This window comes from Providencia sp. PROV003, from assembly GCF_045040775.1.
GTDB lineage: Bacteria > Pseudomonadota > Gammaproteobacteria > Enterobacterales > Enterobacteriaceae > Providencia > Providencia huashanensis.
This window is the reverse complement of the sequence record NZ_CP096369.1, coordinates 2,118,264-2,136,293: the sequence shown is the minus strand read 5'-3', so window position 1 is coordinate 2,136,293 and position 18,030 is coordinate 2,118,264. Positions and strand designations below refer to the sequence as shown.

16 protein-coding genes and 1 riboswitch are annotated in these 18,030 nt (G+C 39.8%); of the genes, 5 read left to right on the top strand and 11 right to left on the bottom strand.

Features of this window, described 5'->3' with window-relative positions; translation table 11 throughout:
- Positions 1–14 precede the first annotated feature (14 nt).
- Positions 15–794 (bottom strand): acetoin reductase, encoded by a 780-nt coding sequence (locus M1F14_RS09665; protein WP_042845147.1) that lies wholly within the window; start codon positions 792–794, stop codon positions 15–17.
- A 353-nt stretch (positions 795–1,147) separates the two neighbouring features.
- Here M1F14_RS09665 and M1F14_RS09660 point away from each other — a divergent pair, with 353 nt between their 5' ends.
- Positions 1,148–1,402 (top strand): SDR family oxidoreductase, encoded by a 255-nt coding sequence (locus M1F14_RS09660; RefSeq protein ID WP_048607953.1) that lies wholly within the window; start codon positions 1,148–1,150, stop codon positions 1,400–1,402.
- A 159-nt stretch (positions 1,403–1,561) separates the two neighbouring features.
- Here the strand turns inward: M1F14_RS09660 and speB are convergent, their stop codons facing one another.
- Both speB and speA read right to left on the bottom strand, forming a co-directional pair.
- Entirely contained in the window at positions 1,562–2,482 is a 921-nt protein-coding gene (gene speB / locus M1F14_RS09655; RefSeq protein ID WP_181468674.1) for an agmatinase, read from the bottom strand.
- 850 nt (positions 2,483–3,332) lie between these two features.
- Positions 3,333–5,237 carry a biosynthetic arginine decarboxylase gene (gene speA / locus M1F14_RS09650; protein WP_042845150.1) on the bottom strand — a complete coding sequence of 635 codons (1,905 nt, stop codon included), beginning with the start codon at positions 5,235–5,237 and terminating at the stop codon, positions 3,333–3,335.
- Positions 5,238–5,952: 715 nt separating this feature from the next.
- On the opposite strand from speA, the gene metK reads away from it, so the two are divergent.
- Positions 5,953–7,104 (top strand): methionine adenosyltransferase, encoded by a 1,152-nt coding sequence (gene metK / locus M1F14_RS09645; protein ID WP_042845152.1) that lies wholly within the window; start codon positions 5,953–5,955, stop codon positions 7,102–7,104.
- Between the two features lie 83 nt (positions 7,105–7,187).
- Here metK and M1F14_RS09640 read toward each other — a convergent pair whose 3' ends face one another.
- The 3 genes from M1F14_RS09640 to M1F14_RS09630 are packed head-to-tail and all read right to left on the bottom strand — an operon-like array spanning position 7,188 to position 8,365.
- Complete coding sequence (locus M1F14_RS09640) at positions 7,188–7,598, bottom strand: DUF6691 family protein (protein ID WP_042845154.1); 411 nt, start codon at positions 7,596–7,598, stop codon at positions 7,188–7,190.
- A gap of 4 nt (positions 7,599–7,602) precedes the next feature.
- Positions 7,603–8,040 (bottom strand): YeeE/YedE family protein, encoded by a 438-nt coding sequence (locus M1F14_RS09635; RefSeq protein WP_042845155.1) that lies wholly within the window; start codon positions 8,038–8,040, stop codon positions 7,603–7,605.
- Between the two features lies 1 nt (position 8,041).
- On the bottom strand, positions 8,042–8,365 hold the full coding sequence (locus M1F14_RS09630) for a helix-turn-helix transcriptional regulator (RefSeq protein ID WP_042845157.1): 324 nt from the start codon (positions 8,363–8,365) through the stop codon (positions 8,042–8,044).
- A gap of 108 nt (positions 8,366–8,473) precedes the next feature.
- Here M1F14_RS09630 and M1F14_RS09625 point away from each other — a divergent pair, with 108 nt between their 5' ends.
- Entirely contained in the window at positions 8,474–9,007 is a 534-nt protein-coding gene (locus M1F14_RS09625; protein ID WP_042845158.1) for a SprT family zinc-dependent metalloprotease, read from the top strand.
- 30 nt (positions 9,008–9,037) lie between these two features.
- On the opposite strand, the gene M1F14_RS09620 is transcribed toward M1F14_RS09625, so the two are convergent.
- Entirely contained in the window at positions 9,038–10,108 is a 1,071-nt protein-coding gene (locus M1F14_RS09620) for a magnesium transporter (protein ID WP_042845160.1), read from the bottom strand.
- Positions 10,109–10,181: 73 nt separating this feature from the next.
- Positions 10,182–10,354, bottom strand: a riboswitch (M-box (ykoK) riboswitch).
- 578 nt (positions 10,355–10,932) lie between these two features.
- Here M1F14_RS09620 and M1F14_RS09615 point away from each other — a divergent pair.
- Entirely contained in the window at positions 10,933–11,169 is a 237-nt protein-coding gene (locus M1F14_RS09615; protein WP_042845162.1) for a HEAT repeat domain-containing protein, read from the top strand.
- 99 nt (positions 11,170–11,268) lie between these two features.
- On the opposite strand, the gene hcr is transcribed toward M1F14_RS09615, so the two are convergent.
- Positions 11,269–12,273: an NADH oxidoreductase gene (gene hcr, locus M1F14_RS09610; protein WP_042845164.1), complete on the bottom strand. Its 1,005-nt coding sequence runs from the start codon at positions 12,271–12,273 to the stop codon at positions 11,269–11,271.
- A 77-nt stretch (positions 12,274–12,350) separates the two neighbouring features.
- Positions 12,351–14,003, bottom strand: a complete 1,653-nt coding sequence (gene hcp, locus M1F14_RS09605; protein ID WP_042845165.1) for a hydroxylamine reductase — start codon at positions 14,001–14,003, stop codon at positions 12,351–12,353.
- 344 nt (positions 14,004–14,347) lie between these two features.
- Here hcp and clcA point away from each other — a divergent pair, with 344 nt between their 5' ends.
- Positions 14,348–15,754 (top strand): H(+)/Cl(-) exchange transporter ClcA, encoded by a 1,407-nt coding sequence (gene clcA, locus M1F14_RS09600; protein ID WP_048607958.1) that lies wholly within the window; start codon positions 14,348–14,350, stop codon positions 15,752–15,754.
- A 57-nt stretch (positions 15,755–15,811) separates the two neighbouring features.
- Here clcA and tehB read toward each other — a convergent pair whose 3' ends face one another.
- Together tehB and M1F14_RS09590 are read right to left on the bottom strand one after the other, a co-directional pair.
- Positions 15,812–16,699 (bottom strand): SAM-dependent methyltransferase TehB, encoded by an 888-nt coding sequence (tehB, locus tag M1F14_RS09595; protein WP_042845168.1) that lies wholly within the window; start codon positions 16,697–16,699, stop codon positions 15,812–15,814.
- A gap of 133 nt (positions 16,700–16,832) precedes the next feature.
- The gene (locus M1F14_RS09590; protein ID WP_048607959.1) at positions 16,833–17,912 is read right to left on the bottom strand and encodes a linear amide C-N hydrolase; all 1,080 of its coding nucleotides are present in this window, start codon (positions 17,910–17,912) and stop codon (positions 16,833–16,835) included.
- Positions 17,913–18,030: the final 118 nt, after the last annotated feature.

The window sequence follows — 18,030 nt, the reverse complement described above, 5'->3', positions numbered from 1 at the left end:
ATCACATATGTGAATTAGCGATAAACAATCCCGCCATCAGTCAAAATTGATTGCCCTGTAATATAATCAGAGTCATCGCTGGCTAAGAATGCCACTAAACCTGCTACATCATCAGGGGTTTGAGCACGACCCAGTGCGATACCCTCAACATATTTTTTGTAGGTTTCGCCTTTTGGTGCCCCAGTGATTTCTGCAAAGCGTTCGTCAATCTCAACCCACATATCTGTACCCACAATACCTGGGCAATATGCATTCACCGTAATACCTGAACTTGCATATTCTTTTGCCGCCGTTTGAGTTAACGCACGAACCGCAAATTTAGTTGCTGAGTACACACCTAACATAGCGAAACCATCGTGGCCTGCAATCGAGGAAGCATTGATGATTTTACCTTTATGCTTACGCTCTTTGAATTTCTCGCTAGCCGCTTGGATGCCCCACATAGTGCCATCTACGTTAATTTTGAAGATTAAATCCATATCTTCTTGGCGAACATCAGCGATTGGCTTAACTTGAGCAATCCCTGCATTGTTGATCATTACATCGAAACCACCTAACTCAGCTTCTGCATGAGCTACCGCAGCAAATACTTGGTCACGTTGACTGATATCTGCGGCAAATGTTGTCACTTTACGACCTAAGGCTGCAATTTCTTTTGCAACATCTTCAAGTTTATCTTTTTTCAAATCCACCAGTGCGATATTGGCACCTTCTTTTGCTAAGCGTAATGCAATACCGCGACCAATTCCTTGTGCCGCACCAGTAACTAAAATGACTTTATTATTTAACGCCATACTGTTCTCCTACTGAATAATAGTCAAAATGACTAGTCCACCATTAACAATAAGTTAGCAATAATAACAATAAGTTACAAAGTAAAGATTTTCTTCTGTCATTCTCTATTTGTTAGATATATTTAACTATTAACTTGATAAATACTTTTGATTTTCCAAAGAAAAAGGGATAAATAATGAAATTCAAAGATGATTGTTAATAAAAATCATTATCAATATAATAAACAAAAAATGCGATTTCTTGTATTATGTTTAATTAATACACAATTAATTGAAATTTAAAATCGAATTGGGGCTCATACGTTTCAATTATTCTCTCAGTTCCACCCTGGCGTTTCCCTATATACCGATTAATGTTAACGATTTCAGTAACATTAATCTTCTCAGATAAGAATATTCGGGCAAACGTCATTCTACCCGGTGGGGTAAATACCGATATGGCAGGCAACCAACAACAACGTGAATGGGCAGCAAATTTACACGCGATGAAACGGTTAGCTGAACCTGAGGAAATCGCATCCTCCGCGTTATTTTTAGCATGTTCACTATCAAGTTTTATAACCGGAACATCATTATATGTGGATGGAGGCGTTTCCGTATGCAAATAAGACTTTTTAGGAGAAAAAAGTTAATCCGTTTTAGGAAAAAATGCAAAACCAAACCGCAGCGCCATTTTAAATAAAACCTCATACAAGCATAGCGTTGGTTCGCAACCTAAAAAAAGCCACCGAGTTGGTGGCTTTGATTCTAAAATAGAAATAAATACATTATTCTTTAGATGCTTGGATATATAACATTTCCAATGCAATGGATGCCGCCGCTAATGCAGTAATCTCAGATTGGTCATAAGCGGGAGCCACTTCCACTAAATCCATACCCACAATATTTAATGGCTGTAAACCACGCAGCAATTTCAATGCACGGTCTGAGGTTAAGCCACCCACAACAGGTGTCCCTGTTCCCGGTGCAAACGCTGGGTCAAGACAGTCAATATCGAATGTCAAATATACTGGCATGTCACCAACAATATCTTTAATCTGCGCGATCATGTCATCTACTCCACGATCGTTGACTTGCGCTGCATCTAACACTGTAAAACCGTTGTCACTATCGTGCTCAGTACGAATACCGATTTGCACTGAACGGGTTGGGTCAATTAGCCCTTCTTTCGGCGCATGATAGAACATAGTGCCATGATCATACTGGCTGCCATTACCATAAGTGTCAGTATGAGCGTCGAAATGCACTAATGCCATTTTACCAAAGTGTTTTGCATGAGCACGTAACAGCGGCAGTGTCACAAAATGGTCACCGCCAAATGTTAAGCAACGTTTACCCGATTCAAGTAGCTTTTCCGTATGAGCTTGCAGTTTATCGCACATGTCTTGAACATCACCGAAAGCAAACACAACATCCCCACAGTCAACCACCTTTAAACGCTCGGTTAATTTAAATTTCCACGGCCAACGATGGCTTTCCCATGCAAGATTAGTAGAAACTTGGCGAATTGCCGCAGGGCCATGACGACTTCCAGCACGCCCTGACGTCGCCATATCAAATGGTACACCTGTGATCACCCACTGGGCATCTGAACTATAAGGTTGAAAATTCAGCGGAAAACGTAAGAAACCAAATGCGTTAGAAACCAGTGAATTATCAACTTGATTGCCTAAAGTACTATTAATCATTTCTGTTCCTCAAAATGAACCTGCCTATTAGCAAGCCCTTTTAATATTCGATTCGAATGGTTTTTATCTAATTAACTTCGCACAGTATAAATAATAAACAAATCATGTTATTTGCACAAAGTTATTATCTGCAATACTCTCAACTCATGCGCTAAATAGTTCGAGCTGTCGCTAGGCGGCAAATGAGCCAAGCCCTAGGAGCATACACAAGTATGTGACTAGGGTTGGCAAATGCAGCCAACAACGCGACAGTGCGAAATATGACGCGCATACACAAGTATGTGACCCGAGTAGCCGAATGTAGCCAACACCACAACTCTACAAAATATAACGTGCATAATGCTCTAAATAGTTCGTGTTGTGGCTAGGCGGCAAACAAGAATATCTCGGGGAGCATACACAAGTATGTGACCCGAGTAATCGAGTGCAGCCAACACCGCCACTCTACAAAATATAACGTGCATAATGCTCTAAATAGTTCGTGTTGTGGCTAGGCGGCAAACAAGAATATCTCGGGGAGCATACACAAGTATGTGACCCGAGTAATCGAGTGCAGCCAACACCGCCACTCTACAAAATATAACGTGCATAATGCTCTAAATAGTTCGTGTTGTGGCTAGGCGGCAAACAAGGATATCTCGGGGAGCATACACAAGTATGTGACCCGAGTAATCGAGTGCAGCCAACACCGCCACTCTACAAAATATAACGTGCATAATGCTCTAAATAGTTCGTGTTGTGGCTAGGCGGCAAACAAGGATATCTCGGGGAGCATACACAAGTATGTGACCCGAGTAACCGAGTGCAGCCAACACCGCCACAGCACGAAATATGACGAGCATTAGATAACTTATTCGTCTTCGAGATAAGTATACCCATACAACCCGTTCTCGAACTCTTCCACAAAATCTTTCTGTAGCTGCTCACTCAGCCCCGTCCCTTTAACTTGCTCAGTAAAGCTTTCTAATAACACTTCAGGAACCAGTTTAACGTATTGCAGCATATCAGCCACGGAGTCGCCTTCTTCACTTTGTAAGTAACGCACATTACCTTGGCTATCAACCCATACATCTATCGCAGCGGTATCACCGAATAAATTATGCATGTTGCCTAAAATTTCCTGATACGCCCCAATCATAAAGAAACCAATCATTGGTGGGTTTTCTGGGTCATAAGCAGGCATTGGCATGGTGGTTTCAACCCCATCGCCATCGACATAATGGTCAATAATACCGTCAGAATCACATGTTATGTCTAACAATACAGCACGGCGGTCTAATGGTTTATCTAGCCCCTCAATCGGCAATACAGGGAAAACTTGGTCAATACCCCATGAGTCTGGTAATGACTGGAATAAGGAGAAATTAACATAGAACTTATCTGCCATACGTTCTTGAAGTTCATCGATTATTGGACGATGAGCACGGTTACTCGGGTCCAAATCTTGTTGAATACGGCGGCAAATATTAAGATACAACTCTTCAGCCCATGCACGTTGAGTTAAATCTAAAACACCATGTGCGTATTGGGTATGCGCTTCTTGTAAGTCAAACTGACTATCATGTAACCATTCACGCAACGAGCGGCTATTCCCTTGATGTTGCATCGATTCCCATGTGTCCCACAATGAAATAAGTGAGCGCGGGGCATCTTCATTTGGTGGTGATGTCTTAGTAAATTCGTTGCGCTCTACACCAATCACATTGGAAACTAAAACGGTATGATGCGCCGTTAACGCACGGCCAGATTCAGTGATAACCGTTGGGTGTGGTAACCCAAACTCTTCACAAGCATCACCAATAGCCCAAATCACGTTGTTAGCGTATTCATTTAAACCATAGTTAACTGAGCAATCAGATTGGGAGCGAGTCCCCTCATAGTCAACACCTAGACCACCGCCCACATCAAAACATTGAATATTGACGCCTATACGATGTAGTTCCACATAAAAACGCGCGGATTCACGAACACCCGTGGCAATATCACGAATATTTGCCATCTGAGAACCCAGATGAAAATGAAGCAGTTGCAAGCTGTCTAAACGACCTGCATTACGCAGGATTTCGACTAACTGTAATACTTGAGTCGCAGCCAAACCAAATTTGGATTTTTCACCACCACTAGCTTGCCATTTACCAGACCCTTGCGAAGCAAGACGGGCACGTACCCCTAAGCGTGGAGTGACATCAAGGCTTTTAGCTTCTGCGAGTACCATCTCAATTTCGGACATTTTTTCGATCACCAGATAAACTTTGTGACCTAATTTTTCCCCAATCAGAGCTAAGCGAATGTATTCACGGTCTTTATAACCGTTACAAACAATCACTGTCTGTGTTTTGCCTGCATTGGCTAAAACAGCCATTAACTCTGCTTTAGAGCCCGCTTCTAGCCCTAATGGTTCCCCCGAATTGACTAAAGATTCAATCACACGGCGTTGTTGGTTGACTTTGATAGGATAAACAAGGAAATAATCCCCCTTGTAGCCATAAGATTCACGAGCACGTCTAAACGCCGCATTTATTGAGCGAAGGCGATGCTGTAGAATTTGTGGGAAGCAAAACAAAGCAGGTAAACGTAAATGCTGTTGTTCTTCTTTGACCTCGTTTACAAGGTCAGCTAAATCAACAAAGGTGTCAGGGTTTTCAGGATTAGGGCAAACACAGACATTTCCGCGCTCATTCACCTGATAGTAACCACCACCCCAATACGCAATATTGTAAGTCTGGCGCATTTTGCGAGCGATATTATCATTCATAACAAACTCCTAATATGGAGGGGTGAGTGACGCGTTCTCCTTCCGATGCATGTAATTACGACATGGCACGACAAGACAGTTATGTCGGGGAAACGGCAATACTCAGATTTTAATAAAAAGTGCTTAGAACATCTAAACAGTGACAATATACGACCTTAAGCTGACAAATTAATGACTCAGCCTCAAAGGTGTATTAGAGATGTGACGGTAACTTCGTGATGAAGTAAAGAATGACAGGAAAGTAAACGCCAATGTCACGCGGCGATCCGCAAATGACGGTTGGATACTGTTATTCAGTAGATTATGGTTCATTCCCCATTAACCCCCAATATAACTGTTTAACCCTTTAAAATTTCAATGTTGTAGCACTATTTTGGCAGGTTGACCTGTTGATTTAAGCTATATCACCTTGTTTTTTATTGAAATTCAAAAGTTTATAAACATTCCTGATAGATAGCAGGGATTTTATTTTACCTGCTGGTATATAACGGGAAATAACAACCATCCGTTACGGTCGCTGTTTATACATCTATTACGCTCAAAAAGCAAAACCAAAATAACTAAATTGAGATAAAACTTTATGGGTCGTTGTTTTGTGCTCTAGCCGTTTTTTGTATAAATAGAGGTAGAAATTTTTGCTGTATGAGACTAAAATAGACGTCTAGATGTTAAAACATCCAATTATAAATCTGCGAATTCTTAAGGTATTAATCTCATGGCTACACATCTCTTTACTTCTGAGTCTGTATCAGAAGGGCATCCAGATAAAATTGCTGATCAAATCTCTGATGCAGTACTTGATGCTATTCTAGAACAAGACCCGAAAGCTCGCGTTGCCTGCGAAACCTACGTCAAAACAGGTATGGTGATGGTTGGGGGAGAAATCACCACCAGTGCTTGGGTTGATATTGAAGAAATCACACGCAAAACGGTTCGCGAAATCGGTTATACCAGCTCCGAAATGGGCTTTGATGCCAATTCATGTGCGGTCTTAAGTGCCATTGGTAAACAATCACCTGATATCAATCAAGGTGTTGATCGTATCGACCCATCAGAACAAGGTGCAGGTGACCAAGGTCTTATGTTTGGTTATGCCACTAATGAAACTGATGTATTAATGCCAGCGCCAATTACTTATGCACATCGCTTAGTTCAACGCCAAGCAGATGTACGTAAAAATGGCACCTTACCTTGGTTACGTCCAGATGCAAAAAGTCAGGTTACCTTTCAATATGACAACAATAAAATTGTCGGTATTGATGCGGTGGTTTTATCCACTCAGCATTCTGAAGAAATTCAACAAAAAGACCTGCACGAAGCCGTAATGGAAGAAATCATTAAACCTGTTCTTCCTGCTGAATGGTTAAGTTCTGCAACTAAATATTTTATTAACCCAACAGGTCGCTTTGTCATTGGGGGCCCAATGGGTGACTGTGGTTTGACTGGCCGTAAAATCATCGTTGATACATACGGTGGTATGGCTCGTCATGGTGGTGGTGCTTTTTCTGGTAAAGACCCTTCTAAAGTCGACCGCTCCGCGGCTTATGCTGCACGCTATGTTGCGAAAAATATTGTGGCTGCAGGGCTTGCAGACCGCTGCGAGATCCAAGTTTCTTATGCTATTGGTGTCGCTGAGCCAACCTCTATTATGGTCGAAACATTTGGTACGGCTAAAGTAGATGAATCGTTATTAATTAAATTAGTACGTGAATTCTTTGACTTACGCCCTTACGGTTTAATTAATATGCTTGACCTTCTACACCCAATTTATCAGCAAACTGCATCATATGGCCATTTTGGTCGTTCGCAATTCCCTTGGGAAAAAACGGATAAAGCTGAATTATTGCGCAGTGCCGCTGGCTTATAATTTATTTAGTTAATACCGTAAAGTAAAAAACCCATCTGCTAATGATGGGTTTTTATTGTCGATAATATCGTCATATAAATGGCTTAATTTTTTTGTGTAAATTGGAAAATTGCCATTCCTGCTATCATAGCTAATGTAAATATAACCCCTTGAGTAACCCCCATTCCTGTTAATAGCAAGGCAGGTCCTGGGCAAATACCTGCAAGCCCCCATCCAACACCAAATAACACGCTGCCCGTAATCAGCTTTTTATCAATTATTTGGTTAGTTGGTATTTGTAATGGACAACTCAGGATACTTACTCGTTTTCTTTTGATAAAAACATAGGAAACCCCACTAATCACCATTGCCACTGCCATTGTGACAAGTAAGGACGGGTCCCAATTCCCCGTAATATCAAGAAAGGATAGAATTTTAGCCGGGTTTCCCATCCCCGCTATCACCAAACCTAAACCAAATAATATTCCTGATATCAGTGCAATTATAATTGGCATTCACTTATCCCCTTAGCCCGTACTGGTTAGCAAGCGCTACGGTTACAAAAGCCACAAGCATAAAAATAATTACGGCAACAATGGAGCGACGAGAAAACCTCGACATACCGCAAATGCCATGGCCACTGGTACATCCCCCCCCTAAACGCGTGCCAAAGCCAACAAATAGACCTGCTAGAATTAAAACTGGTACGCTAGCCGTAATATTTACTTCTGGCGTATAAGCAAACCAAGTGAATAACAACGGGGCAATCATCAATCCAATGATAAAAGCCGCCTTCCATGCCGTATCACCTTTTATCGGTCTTAGTAAACCACCTAAAATGCCGCTAATCCCTGCTATTCGTCCGTTAAAAACTAATAAAATTGCCGCTGCCAACCCAATCAGCACGCCCCCTATCGCAGCGGATATCGGGGTAAAATTAGCCCAATCAATCACCATGTTAGTTCTCCTTTGCCGGGCAATAAAGTTGATATAACGTATTAAGTAGCGTGAATAGTTTTTCATCTGCTATTGCATAGTAAATGCGTTTACCCTCACGACGAGTTGTCACTAAGCCTTCATTTCGTAACACAGTCAGTTGTTGTGATAAGGTGGGCTGTTGGATACCCAGTTGTTCCTCTAATTCACTGACGCAAGCTTCCCCCTGTGTTAATTGGCAAAGTAGGATTAAGCGATCAGGATTCCCCAGTGTTTTTAATAATGATGCAGTTTGTGTTGCTGCTTGCTTCATCGCAAAAAGCAATTCTTCTGGTGTATTATTCATATAGTCACGTTAGTTATCTTTATTATGTATTATTATAATATATATTTTTATATAATAATCGTCAAATTTTACTTGTTTGCCTTGCTCACCTTCACGTATCCTTAACTTATGAAAACGATTAGAGTCCCTATTTTTTTACAGCAACGAGTCATGAGCACCCTACGGGAAAAGCTCGCGTTGGCGGAACAAAAACTTGAACAAGCTTTTCCAGAACCCAAACTCAATTACAAACAACGCGGCACAACAGCTGGTAGTGCTTACTTAAAAGAATGGGAAATTCGTATTAATCCAATATTACTAATTGAAAATACACATCTTTTCATCGATGAGGTTGTTCCTCATGAACTGGCTCACTTATTGGTTTTTAAGGTGTTCGGTCGACAGGGAATTGCGCCCCATGGCAAAGAATGGAAATGGATGATGCAACATGTGCTAGAAGTGGATGCAAACCGTACTCATCGTTTTTCAGTCGCAACAGTAAAAAGTAAAACCTTTAATTATACCTGTGCCTGTAAAACAACCCATGAATTAACAATACGTCGTCATAACAAAGTGATGAGAGGTGAAAACCAATATTTGTGTCGTCGATGTGGGGAAATTTTAAAACCGAAGGAAGTTAGTGCCGCTACGGCAGAAAATTAACCTTCCGCCGTAGCAAATTCAACATGTCTCTTAAGCAAACTCCGTCATCACTAATTTGGCAATTTCGAAGTAGATAATCAAACCTGTGCCGTCAATAAAAGTCGCAATAAACGGTGCCGATACGACTGCTGGGTCTACTTTTAGTTTCTTTAATACCATTGGTATAATTGAAGAAACAATCGCACTCCACATAGTGATAGCGACAATTGTTAAGCTTACAACAATCGTTACTTCGTGACCAACGCCTAAGATCCAAGCACGAATTAAAGCAGCCCCACCAATAGTGACAGCAACTAAAAATGAAGTAGAAACCTCTTTTTTCAGCACTGCACCAAGGTTACGTAAGCTAACTTCTCCCAACGCCATTGCACGAACTAGCGTTGACGTAATTTGAGTACCGCTGTTGCCACCAGTACCAATCAATAATGGGATAAAGAACGCAAGTGAAATTGCTGCTTCAAGTTGTTCTTCAAATGCTTTTAATACTGTCCCTGTATAGGCTTCAGCGACAAATAACATTAACAACCAAACTACACGTTTACGCCACAGTGTTACTGGACTAGTCGTTAAATAAGGCTCATCAAGCGGTGTCGTTGCGCCTTGTAACTGCGCATCAAGTGTATTCTCATCTTCAATCAGTTCTGCGATATCTTGCGGACGCAAAACACCCATTAATTTGCCAAATTGCACAACAGGGATCATATCTAGACCACTATGGTTAATCAGGTCATAGACATCATGACGAGATTGTTCTGGTGCAACCGAAAAATAATTGTGCCGCATAATATCAGACACTAATAAATCTTCTGGAGAAGCTAACAATGATTTAACTGAAAGAATCCCATTTAAATAATTGTCGCTATCAACAACAAATAAATAAGTCGGAATTTGTTCGCCATCAAGGTGTTCAATAAGGTTTTGTTTTACACAGGCGATTGAATCTGCGACAGAAACTGGTAGATATGATTGGCTCATATATGCACTAACAGTTGCGTCATCAATTTTAGGCTGCTGTGTATTGTGGTTTTTAAGGCGCGTGCCTTTCATCGCGGATTGAGCAATTGCAACTGCTCCCGCTTTGTTTTGAGATGTGAATGTCATTTTTTTAGTCCCTATTACTGTTGGTTACTCAAACAGTACTCAAATAGGGGCGAAACCAGATGAGAGAATGCAAAAGCTATCTCTTCGTCTCGGTTTTAGCACTATACAACGTATCCTGTATTGAGCAGGAAGTTACATGGGGATATACCTTCGGTCGATATATCCTGTCCTAATCTTGGGCGTCTCTCGACGTCGTCAGATCAGTAACCTATGTTTGTATAGGAGCCTCGCCTAACGAGATACTGCACTTTGGATGCGGCGCGAATTATACCCATTGATAAATTAATTACTAGTCTCTATCTACGTTTTTTTACGCATAGTAAACTTATTGTTTAGGGTTTGTTTAAGTTTATATTTAATATAAATTCATCAAGTAACAATTTGTAAAAAACAATAAATTATAATGTTTTTGTTATAAAAACATTATAATAAAACAGTAACCACATCAATAATAACCAAGAAAACAAAAATAACATTAAAGATATAATTTAATAAAATTAATTAAATTCACCCTTATTCCTTGCCTTACAGCATAAATATCAAAACCCATGACTCCAAGCATTATTAAATAAACCACTCACTCTTTATTGGTGTATCATAAATTACTAACACTAATTATTTGAGTGGTTTTTAAAACCAACAACAATCAAATTTAAAAATTAATTAGTAAGAAAATACACTTAAAGCGCTATTTAATTCGAATATATTAACAAAAAATGAATTATTAATTCTTAATAATAATTTTTAGCTGTCAATTCAGAATTAAATATCATTAGAATTATCTTAGAATATTTTTTAATTTATTTAACAGTGAAAGTTTTATTATGGATAAAGTAATTGTAGGTATGTTAACAAATTTAACATACAGAGTGAATGATGAAATAAAAATCGCAGCAATTTCAGCATTAGGCGATTTTAAAGCAACAATTGAATATCATGATGCCATCATACGCATCATAGATTTATGCCAAGACCCAAATAAAGAAGTCGCAGTTTCAGCAATTAATACATTGAGTAAATTGTCTGTTTATTTCATACATAGTCCAAAAATAGAACACTAAAAACCCTTATTATGCGTACGTTAAATTTATATTATTTCGTATTGTGTAGCACTGCCCCATTATTTTTATAATGAGACAGCCTAACGACGTTAAATAACCTTACTCGATTTCAGTGTCGCCTTGTAATTGGCAGCTACAGGCTAAAACATAACCTTCGGCAATCTCTGCTTCAGTCAATGTCATCGTACTGGATGTGGTGTAATTTCCTGATAATACCTTTGTTTTACAACTACCACAGACACCTGCACGGCACGCCGCGATAACCGGCTGTTTATTTTGTTCTAATGCAGACAATAAAGAGGTACCAACTGGTACTTTAAAATTCACTAAACGCTGACGAATTTTTAATGTCAGAACATCTTCGCTATCAATAGCCTCTGGTTCGGTAGAAAAGCGCTCCATAAAGAATTGCTCAGCAGGGACGCCTAAATTTGCAGCAAATTGCTGCGCATTTTTCATATATGGAACTGGGCCACATGTCATTACGATACGTGAATGAATATCGGGTACTAGTACTTTTAGTTTTTCTTCGGTTAAACGACCCTGTGCAACCTCCCCATTATCTGGAGTTTCAGCCATTACACACAGCTGTAGCCTATCTGGATATAATTGGGTTAATTGTTGCCATTCTTGTGCAAAAATGACTTGTTGGTTATCGCGAACATTGAATAATACTTTGACGTTTGCCTCAGGACGATTTGCCATTAGCCAACGAGTCATAGACATAATCGGCGTCACGCCACAACCTGCCGCCAGCATTAAATATTGTTGGTTTTCTACATTAGCGCAAGTGAATTCCCCTTGAGCGGCTGAAAGCCAAAGGTAATCACCCTCTTTAACAGAACGTGTGAGCCAATTTGACCCCATACCATCTGCTAATCGCCTGACTGTAATCGAAATAAAACGACTTTGCCCTGGTGATGATGAAAGAGTATAAGCACGCATGACCTCATCACTATTTTTAATACTAACCAAAGCATATTGCCCTGGTGAATACATATAGAAATCGTGATTAATAAGATTGATAGTCCAAACATCCGCTGTTTCTTGAATAATAGAATGAATTTGCATCCTATTTGGACATAAACTGCTTGGCATTGTCATTGCTTCACTCCTTTATAGGGGGTCACAGCCCCCTTCTCTCATATCGGTATTTTAAACGGGTTCAGTCGTCTTACTAATTATGCAGGTAAAATTTCAGCGAGATCTTGCTCTACCGTGGTGATGCTACGCATACCAAACTTCTCATTTAACACATTTAATAAGTTTTCGGTTAAGAAACCTGGGGCTGTTGGACCGGTATAAATATTTTTCACACCTAGCGCCAATAGTGTTAATAGAATAACAATCGCTTTTTGTTCAAACCAAGATAGAATCAAGCTTAGTGGTAAGTCATTGATACCACACCCAAGTTTCTCTGACAGATTGACCGCCAGCATGATTGCGGAATAAGCATCATTGCACTGACCAACATCCAATAAACGTGGTAAACCTTCTAATGTACCGAAGTCCAATTTATTAAAACGATACTTACCACACGCTAATGTTAGGATCAGGCAGTCCTCAGGTACGCTACGTGCAAAATCAGTGTAGTAACTTCTTTCACCACGGCTACCATCACAACCCCCTACTAAGAAGACATGACGCAGTTTTTTCTGTGCGACTAAATCAATCACCGCATCAGCAGCGCCTAATAAAGTTTGGCGTCCAAAACCAACCGTGATTTTGTGTTCAATTTCGGTATATGGGAACCCTGCTAGTGATTGTGCTTGCGCTATCATGTCAGAAAAATCATCACCAACTAAGTGTTTAGCTCCCGGCCAGCCGACAATGCTGCGCGTCCAAATTCTGTCTTTATATTGCCCAACATCAGGGTCAATAATACAGTTTGATGTCATCAAAACAGGCCCAGGGAATTTAGCAAATTCAACTTGCTGGTTTTGCCACCCACTGCCATAGTTACCGACGAGATGAGCATATTTTTTCAGTTCTGGATAACCATGTGCGGGTAACATTTCACCATGGGTATAAATATTGATCCCTGTACCTTCTGTTTGCTCGAGTAACATTTTCAGATCTTTTAAATCATGGCCTGAAATCAAGATACATTTACCTGCAACAGGGCGAACATTAACCTCAGTTGGCACTGGATGACCAAACTCACCGGTTTCACCCGCATCTAATATTTCCATGATTTTAAAATTCATCAAACCAATTGCCATTGAGTTATCAAGCAATTCATTCATGTCTGATGGCAACGTACCTAGCCAAGCCATAATGTTATGGTATTGGCCATAAACCTCATTATCGTATTGGCCTAGTACATGAGCATGTTCCATGTAGGCCGCAGCCCCTTTTAAGCCATAGAGGCATAACATGCGTAATCCATGGATATCTTCGCCTACTTCTGCCTTATCGATATCCAAAGAGAATTGTGCTGCTTGTGCCTGTAAGGTAGGAATATCGGTACCGGCTAACTGCAAGTGGATCAAGGGGTGATTAAATACCACAGCACTATTTACTGACTGGCAGTGTTTAATTAATTTATCACGTAAATAAATAGCTTCGCGTGCATAACCAATAATACGGTCTGAATCAAAATTGACGTTAGTTAATGTGGAGAAAAATGCGCGTGGAGCAAAACTATCAATATCATGATCGATAATACCGAGTTCACGAGCCGTAACTGCACTGGCCGATAAGCTTTGCAATACAGCAACTAATAAATCTTGTAGGTCAGAAGTTTCTGCTGTTTTACCGCACATACCCTGCGCGTATGCACAGCCATTACCAGCTGGAGTTCTAATTGTTTGTTCACATTGCACACAGTACATGTTATTCGCCTCTTAAAGTTGCATTTCAAATACAACATTAAGATTACGCTCTTTATTAGAATAAAAAAGTGGAATTGTTAGCTATCTAACCATTTATTGATCTACATTAATGTTTTGTATGAATGAGAACTATTATCAATACTGGAAGTATGATAAACCATCTGCTGCTGGCCTTAGTGTTTATTCATTATTTCAGAATGAATAAGCTGCCCTCATTTTATTTTTTGAAAAATAATCACTATTTATTCCAATATAATTTTCCTATGATAAGGTTTACTTTATCTCTTGCTATACTATGAATGTAAGTTATTGTTATGTAATCACAAAAAGAGAATCAAAAAAAGATGGCACAGGAAAAATTAACAAGTAAGTCCGTAATGAAATATCGTTTCGGTGTACTTAGACGGTTAAAAGAATCAGATAAGACTCCCATAAAGATCTTACTATTAGCCGCAATTATTGGCGCTGCCGTTGGGCTTATTGGCTCTCTATTTATGTTAGGCACCACTTGGATCAGTAACTACCGTACTCAATCTGTTGGCGACTTAGTCATAGATAAATGGTTAGTTATTCCGACTATGTTTGCTGTCTCAGCTATTCTTGCAATGATAGGTTATTATCTTGTTAAACGTTTTTCCCCTGAATCAGGGGGCTCTGGTATCCCCGAAATCGAAGGGGCTCTGCAAGATTTACGCCCTGTTAGATGGTGGAGAGTCATCCCCGTAAAATTTTTTGGTGGCTTAGGAACACTAGGCTCTGGGATGGTATTAGGGCGTGAAGGGCCAACAGTCCAATTAGGGGCTAATATTAGCCAGATGTTCTATGATATTTTTCGCTTAAAAGATAATGAATCTCGCCACACTTTATTAGCTGCGGGTGCAGCCGCTGGCTTATCAACTGCATTTAATGCGCCTCTTGCAGGGATATTATTTATTATTGAAGAGATGCGCCCTCAATTTAAGTACAGTTTAATCTCCATTAAAGCTGTATTCATAGGTGCAGTTACAGCCACTATTGTTTTTAGACTAATTAATGGGGAAGCCGCCTTATTAAATATCGGGCAATTTTCCTCAGCCCCCATGAACACACTTTGGCTCTATTTAGTTTTAGGGCTGTTATTTGGTATTGTAGGGATCTGCTTCAACCGTTTTTTATTATTTTTACAGGATAAATTTCTCGCCTTTTATCAAAATAAAATCTCTCGTTTCGTCTTAATGGGAGGGCTGATTGGTGGGGCTTTTGGTGCTATTGGTGTTTATACCCCTGAAATTGTTGGCGGTGGTTACTCGGTGATCCACCAAATGGTTGCAGGACAATTTACGATTACCTTAATATTCCTCTTTTTTGCATTACGCTTTTTAACCTCAACAATTAGTTTTAGCTCAGGCGCACCTGGAGGGATTTTTTCTCCCTTACTCGCTCTGGGAACGTTATTTGGTGGTGTTTTTGGCTATGCTGTACTCGAACTATTTCCCCATTACCAAATAGAAGTGGGGACTTTTGCCATCGCAGGCATGGGGGCTTTATTTGCTGCAACGGTAAGGGCCCCTTTAACGGGTATCGTATTAGTTTTAGAAATGACGAATAATTATCAACTTATCTTGCCTATGATTATTACTTGTATCGGTGCCACTATGATGGCCCAGTTTTTAGGTGGTAGGCCCCTTTACTCCGTTATATTAGAAAAAACACTTGAGCGTAGTGCAAAAGAAGAGTCAGCAGCGAAAGCGACCATCCCCCCTTCTGCTTAACGTTAGCCATAAAAAACGGGTTGTTGAAACAACCCGTTTTTTATCAATCAGATAGTTTTATCTTTTTTTTGCAATTAGCGTTGCGAAATTAAGCTTAATTCGGTTTCCTTGTGCATCTGTGCGATGCAGATGACCTGGGTTTTCATTATATTTTAAAATTTCCCAGTCTTGATAATAATGTTTTAATTCGCCTGGCTTCAAGAAACATTTAAAAGGAACTAAATCTAATGGAGCATCTGGTGTTTCAACAGCACAGACAATCACATTAATACCACCTGATAACGTATGCTGTTGCATGTTCGCCACCACATCCGCAATCTTTTCACGCTGCAAAAACATCAGTACCACAGTAGAAATAATTAATTGATAATCATCTTGAATTTGATGGCTATTAATATCGTAAATAGCAGTATGAATATTATCTATACCTGCTTGTTTTTTCACAAAATCAATCGCTTGAATATGTTGCGGATTGATATCGACGGAAGTAACGTCATAACCTTGTAATGCAAGGTAAAAACTGTTCCTTCCACGACCAGATCCTAAATCCAACGTTTTACAAGGGGCTGATAATTTATTTTCACATAAATACCGAACTTCTGAATGGGGGATCGTTAAACCATACTGCTTATAAAATTTAATTTCTGGTTGGCACAAAAAGGCGAGTTGGCATTCCATATCATCACTACAGTTGGAAATACGATGCCAAATTTGTGGTTCGATTATTGGCGGCTGGTTATGAACATCAAAGGTGAAGTGCTGTTCGCTGCCATCTTCATTAAAAATGATAAAATCAAGAGAGCCTTTCAATACCTTTAACTGGGCGTATGTATCCTCTTTTGTATTATGGCGCTCTTGAAACATGAGCGGTAAAGAGGTTTTATTCCAGACCGGCATGGTCTTGTAGCACACAAGTTCATTCATATCATCACCAATAAGTTGCATTTTAAATACATCTTATACCGATAGCTTGAACACTGCAAAGCTTTCATTAATAAAACAATCAGGGTTTTGATACAAATCAACCGCCAGTCAGCACTAGCGGTTGCCCTATGATTCATTACCTAATAATAGATAATTAATAACCTAATTGCTTAGCACTTAACCCTAAGAATTCAAATGGTTTTGTTACCACATAACTGTTGGTCGCATCCCCTGAATAGATATTGCTTTGCTCTACTCCTAAGTCAAGCTTTTTGACTTTCCCTGTTTCAGCAGAAAAATCAATTTTCTTTAAATCGGTCCAAAAAATATTTGGCGTTAATGCGGACTCGAAAAAGTAAAGTTGACGCTTATGATCCACCAAAGTACGCCAACGAGTTGATGATATCTCTGGTGAGTTTTCTGATGTCAAACCATATGGTACAGACACATTGCGAACGACACTAAAAACACTCGCTACCGCTTTGTTAGCTGTTGTTTTTTGAGGGATGGCATTGATATAGAATTGGGCCCGGGCAAACCTGTCTGCTGAGCGGTTAGTTCCTGGTAACATCACTGTACCACCAATCCCTTGCCAATATTCCTGCATTGCTAATTGCTTTTCATAAATTGGTGAATTAGTCATCACTTGATATTTTCGATTGTGATGAATAACTTGCTTACCATCGATATATTCAATAATAGCGCTATCGCCACTAGCATCTGATAAAGATAAATGTAAGGTCGCCAAACGATCTTGCCCTGGCACATTATCAGTAGCGACGACTAGCGGATTTTTTTCTAAATCAGCAACCGCTTCTTCGACCGTTGCATAGTTATCTAAAACATACTGTGCCCACAATGAAATAGACAATGCAGGTTGTTTATCGTCCACTTGAGGGTATTTTGATTCCGCTAGCCACAAGAGATTTGCTACTAAGCCTTTTTCATTGACCCCATCAGTCGTCGAAATATCATAACCTGAAGCGATCACGCTACCGTATTTTGACTTCCATTGTAGAGAATTTGGCCCAGCAACCCCATTACGCTCCATTCCCCGAGGGAAAACCCAAAGATTGGTACCAATATCGTATTTCCAATCCATTGTTCTACCAGTCATGATTTGCTCGTTGTCACCCAAGTAAAGTACCCGAGTACATGCTTGGCTCACCATAATAGGCATTGATATTGCTGCGATTGTCGCTAGTGCTACGATGCTTTTTTTAACAAACTGCATGCCATCTCCAAAATAATCAAATTAACGTACTATAAGCATAGTATACAGATGGATATTATTTAGTCTTACTAGATAAAAAATAAAATGAGATATGGATATAGTAAGAAATACAATAAAT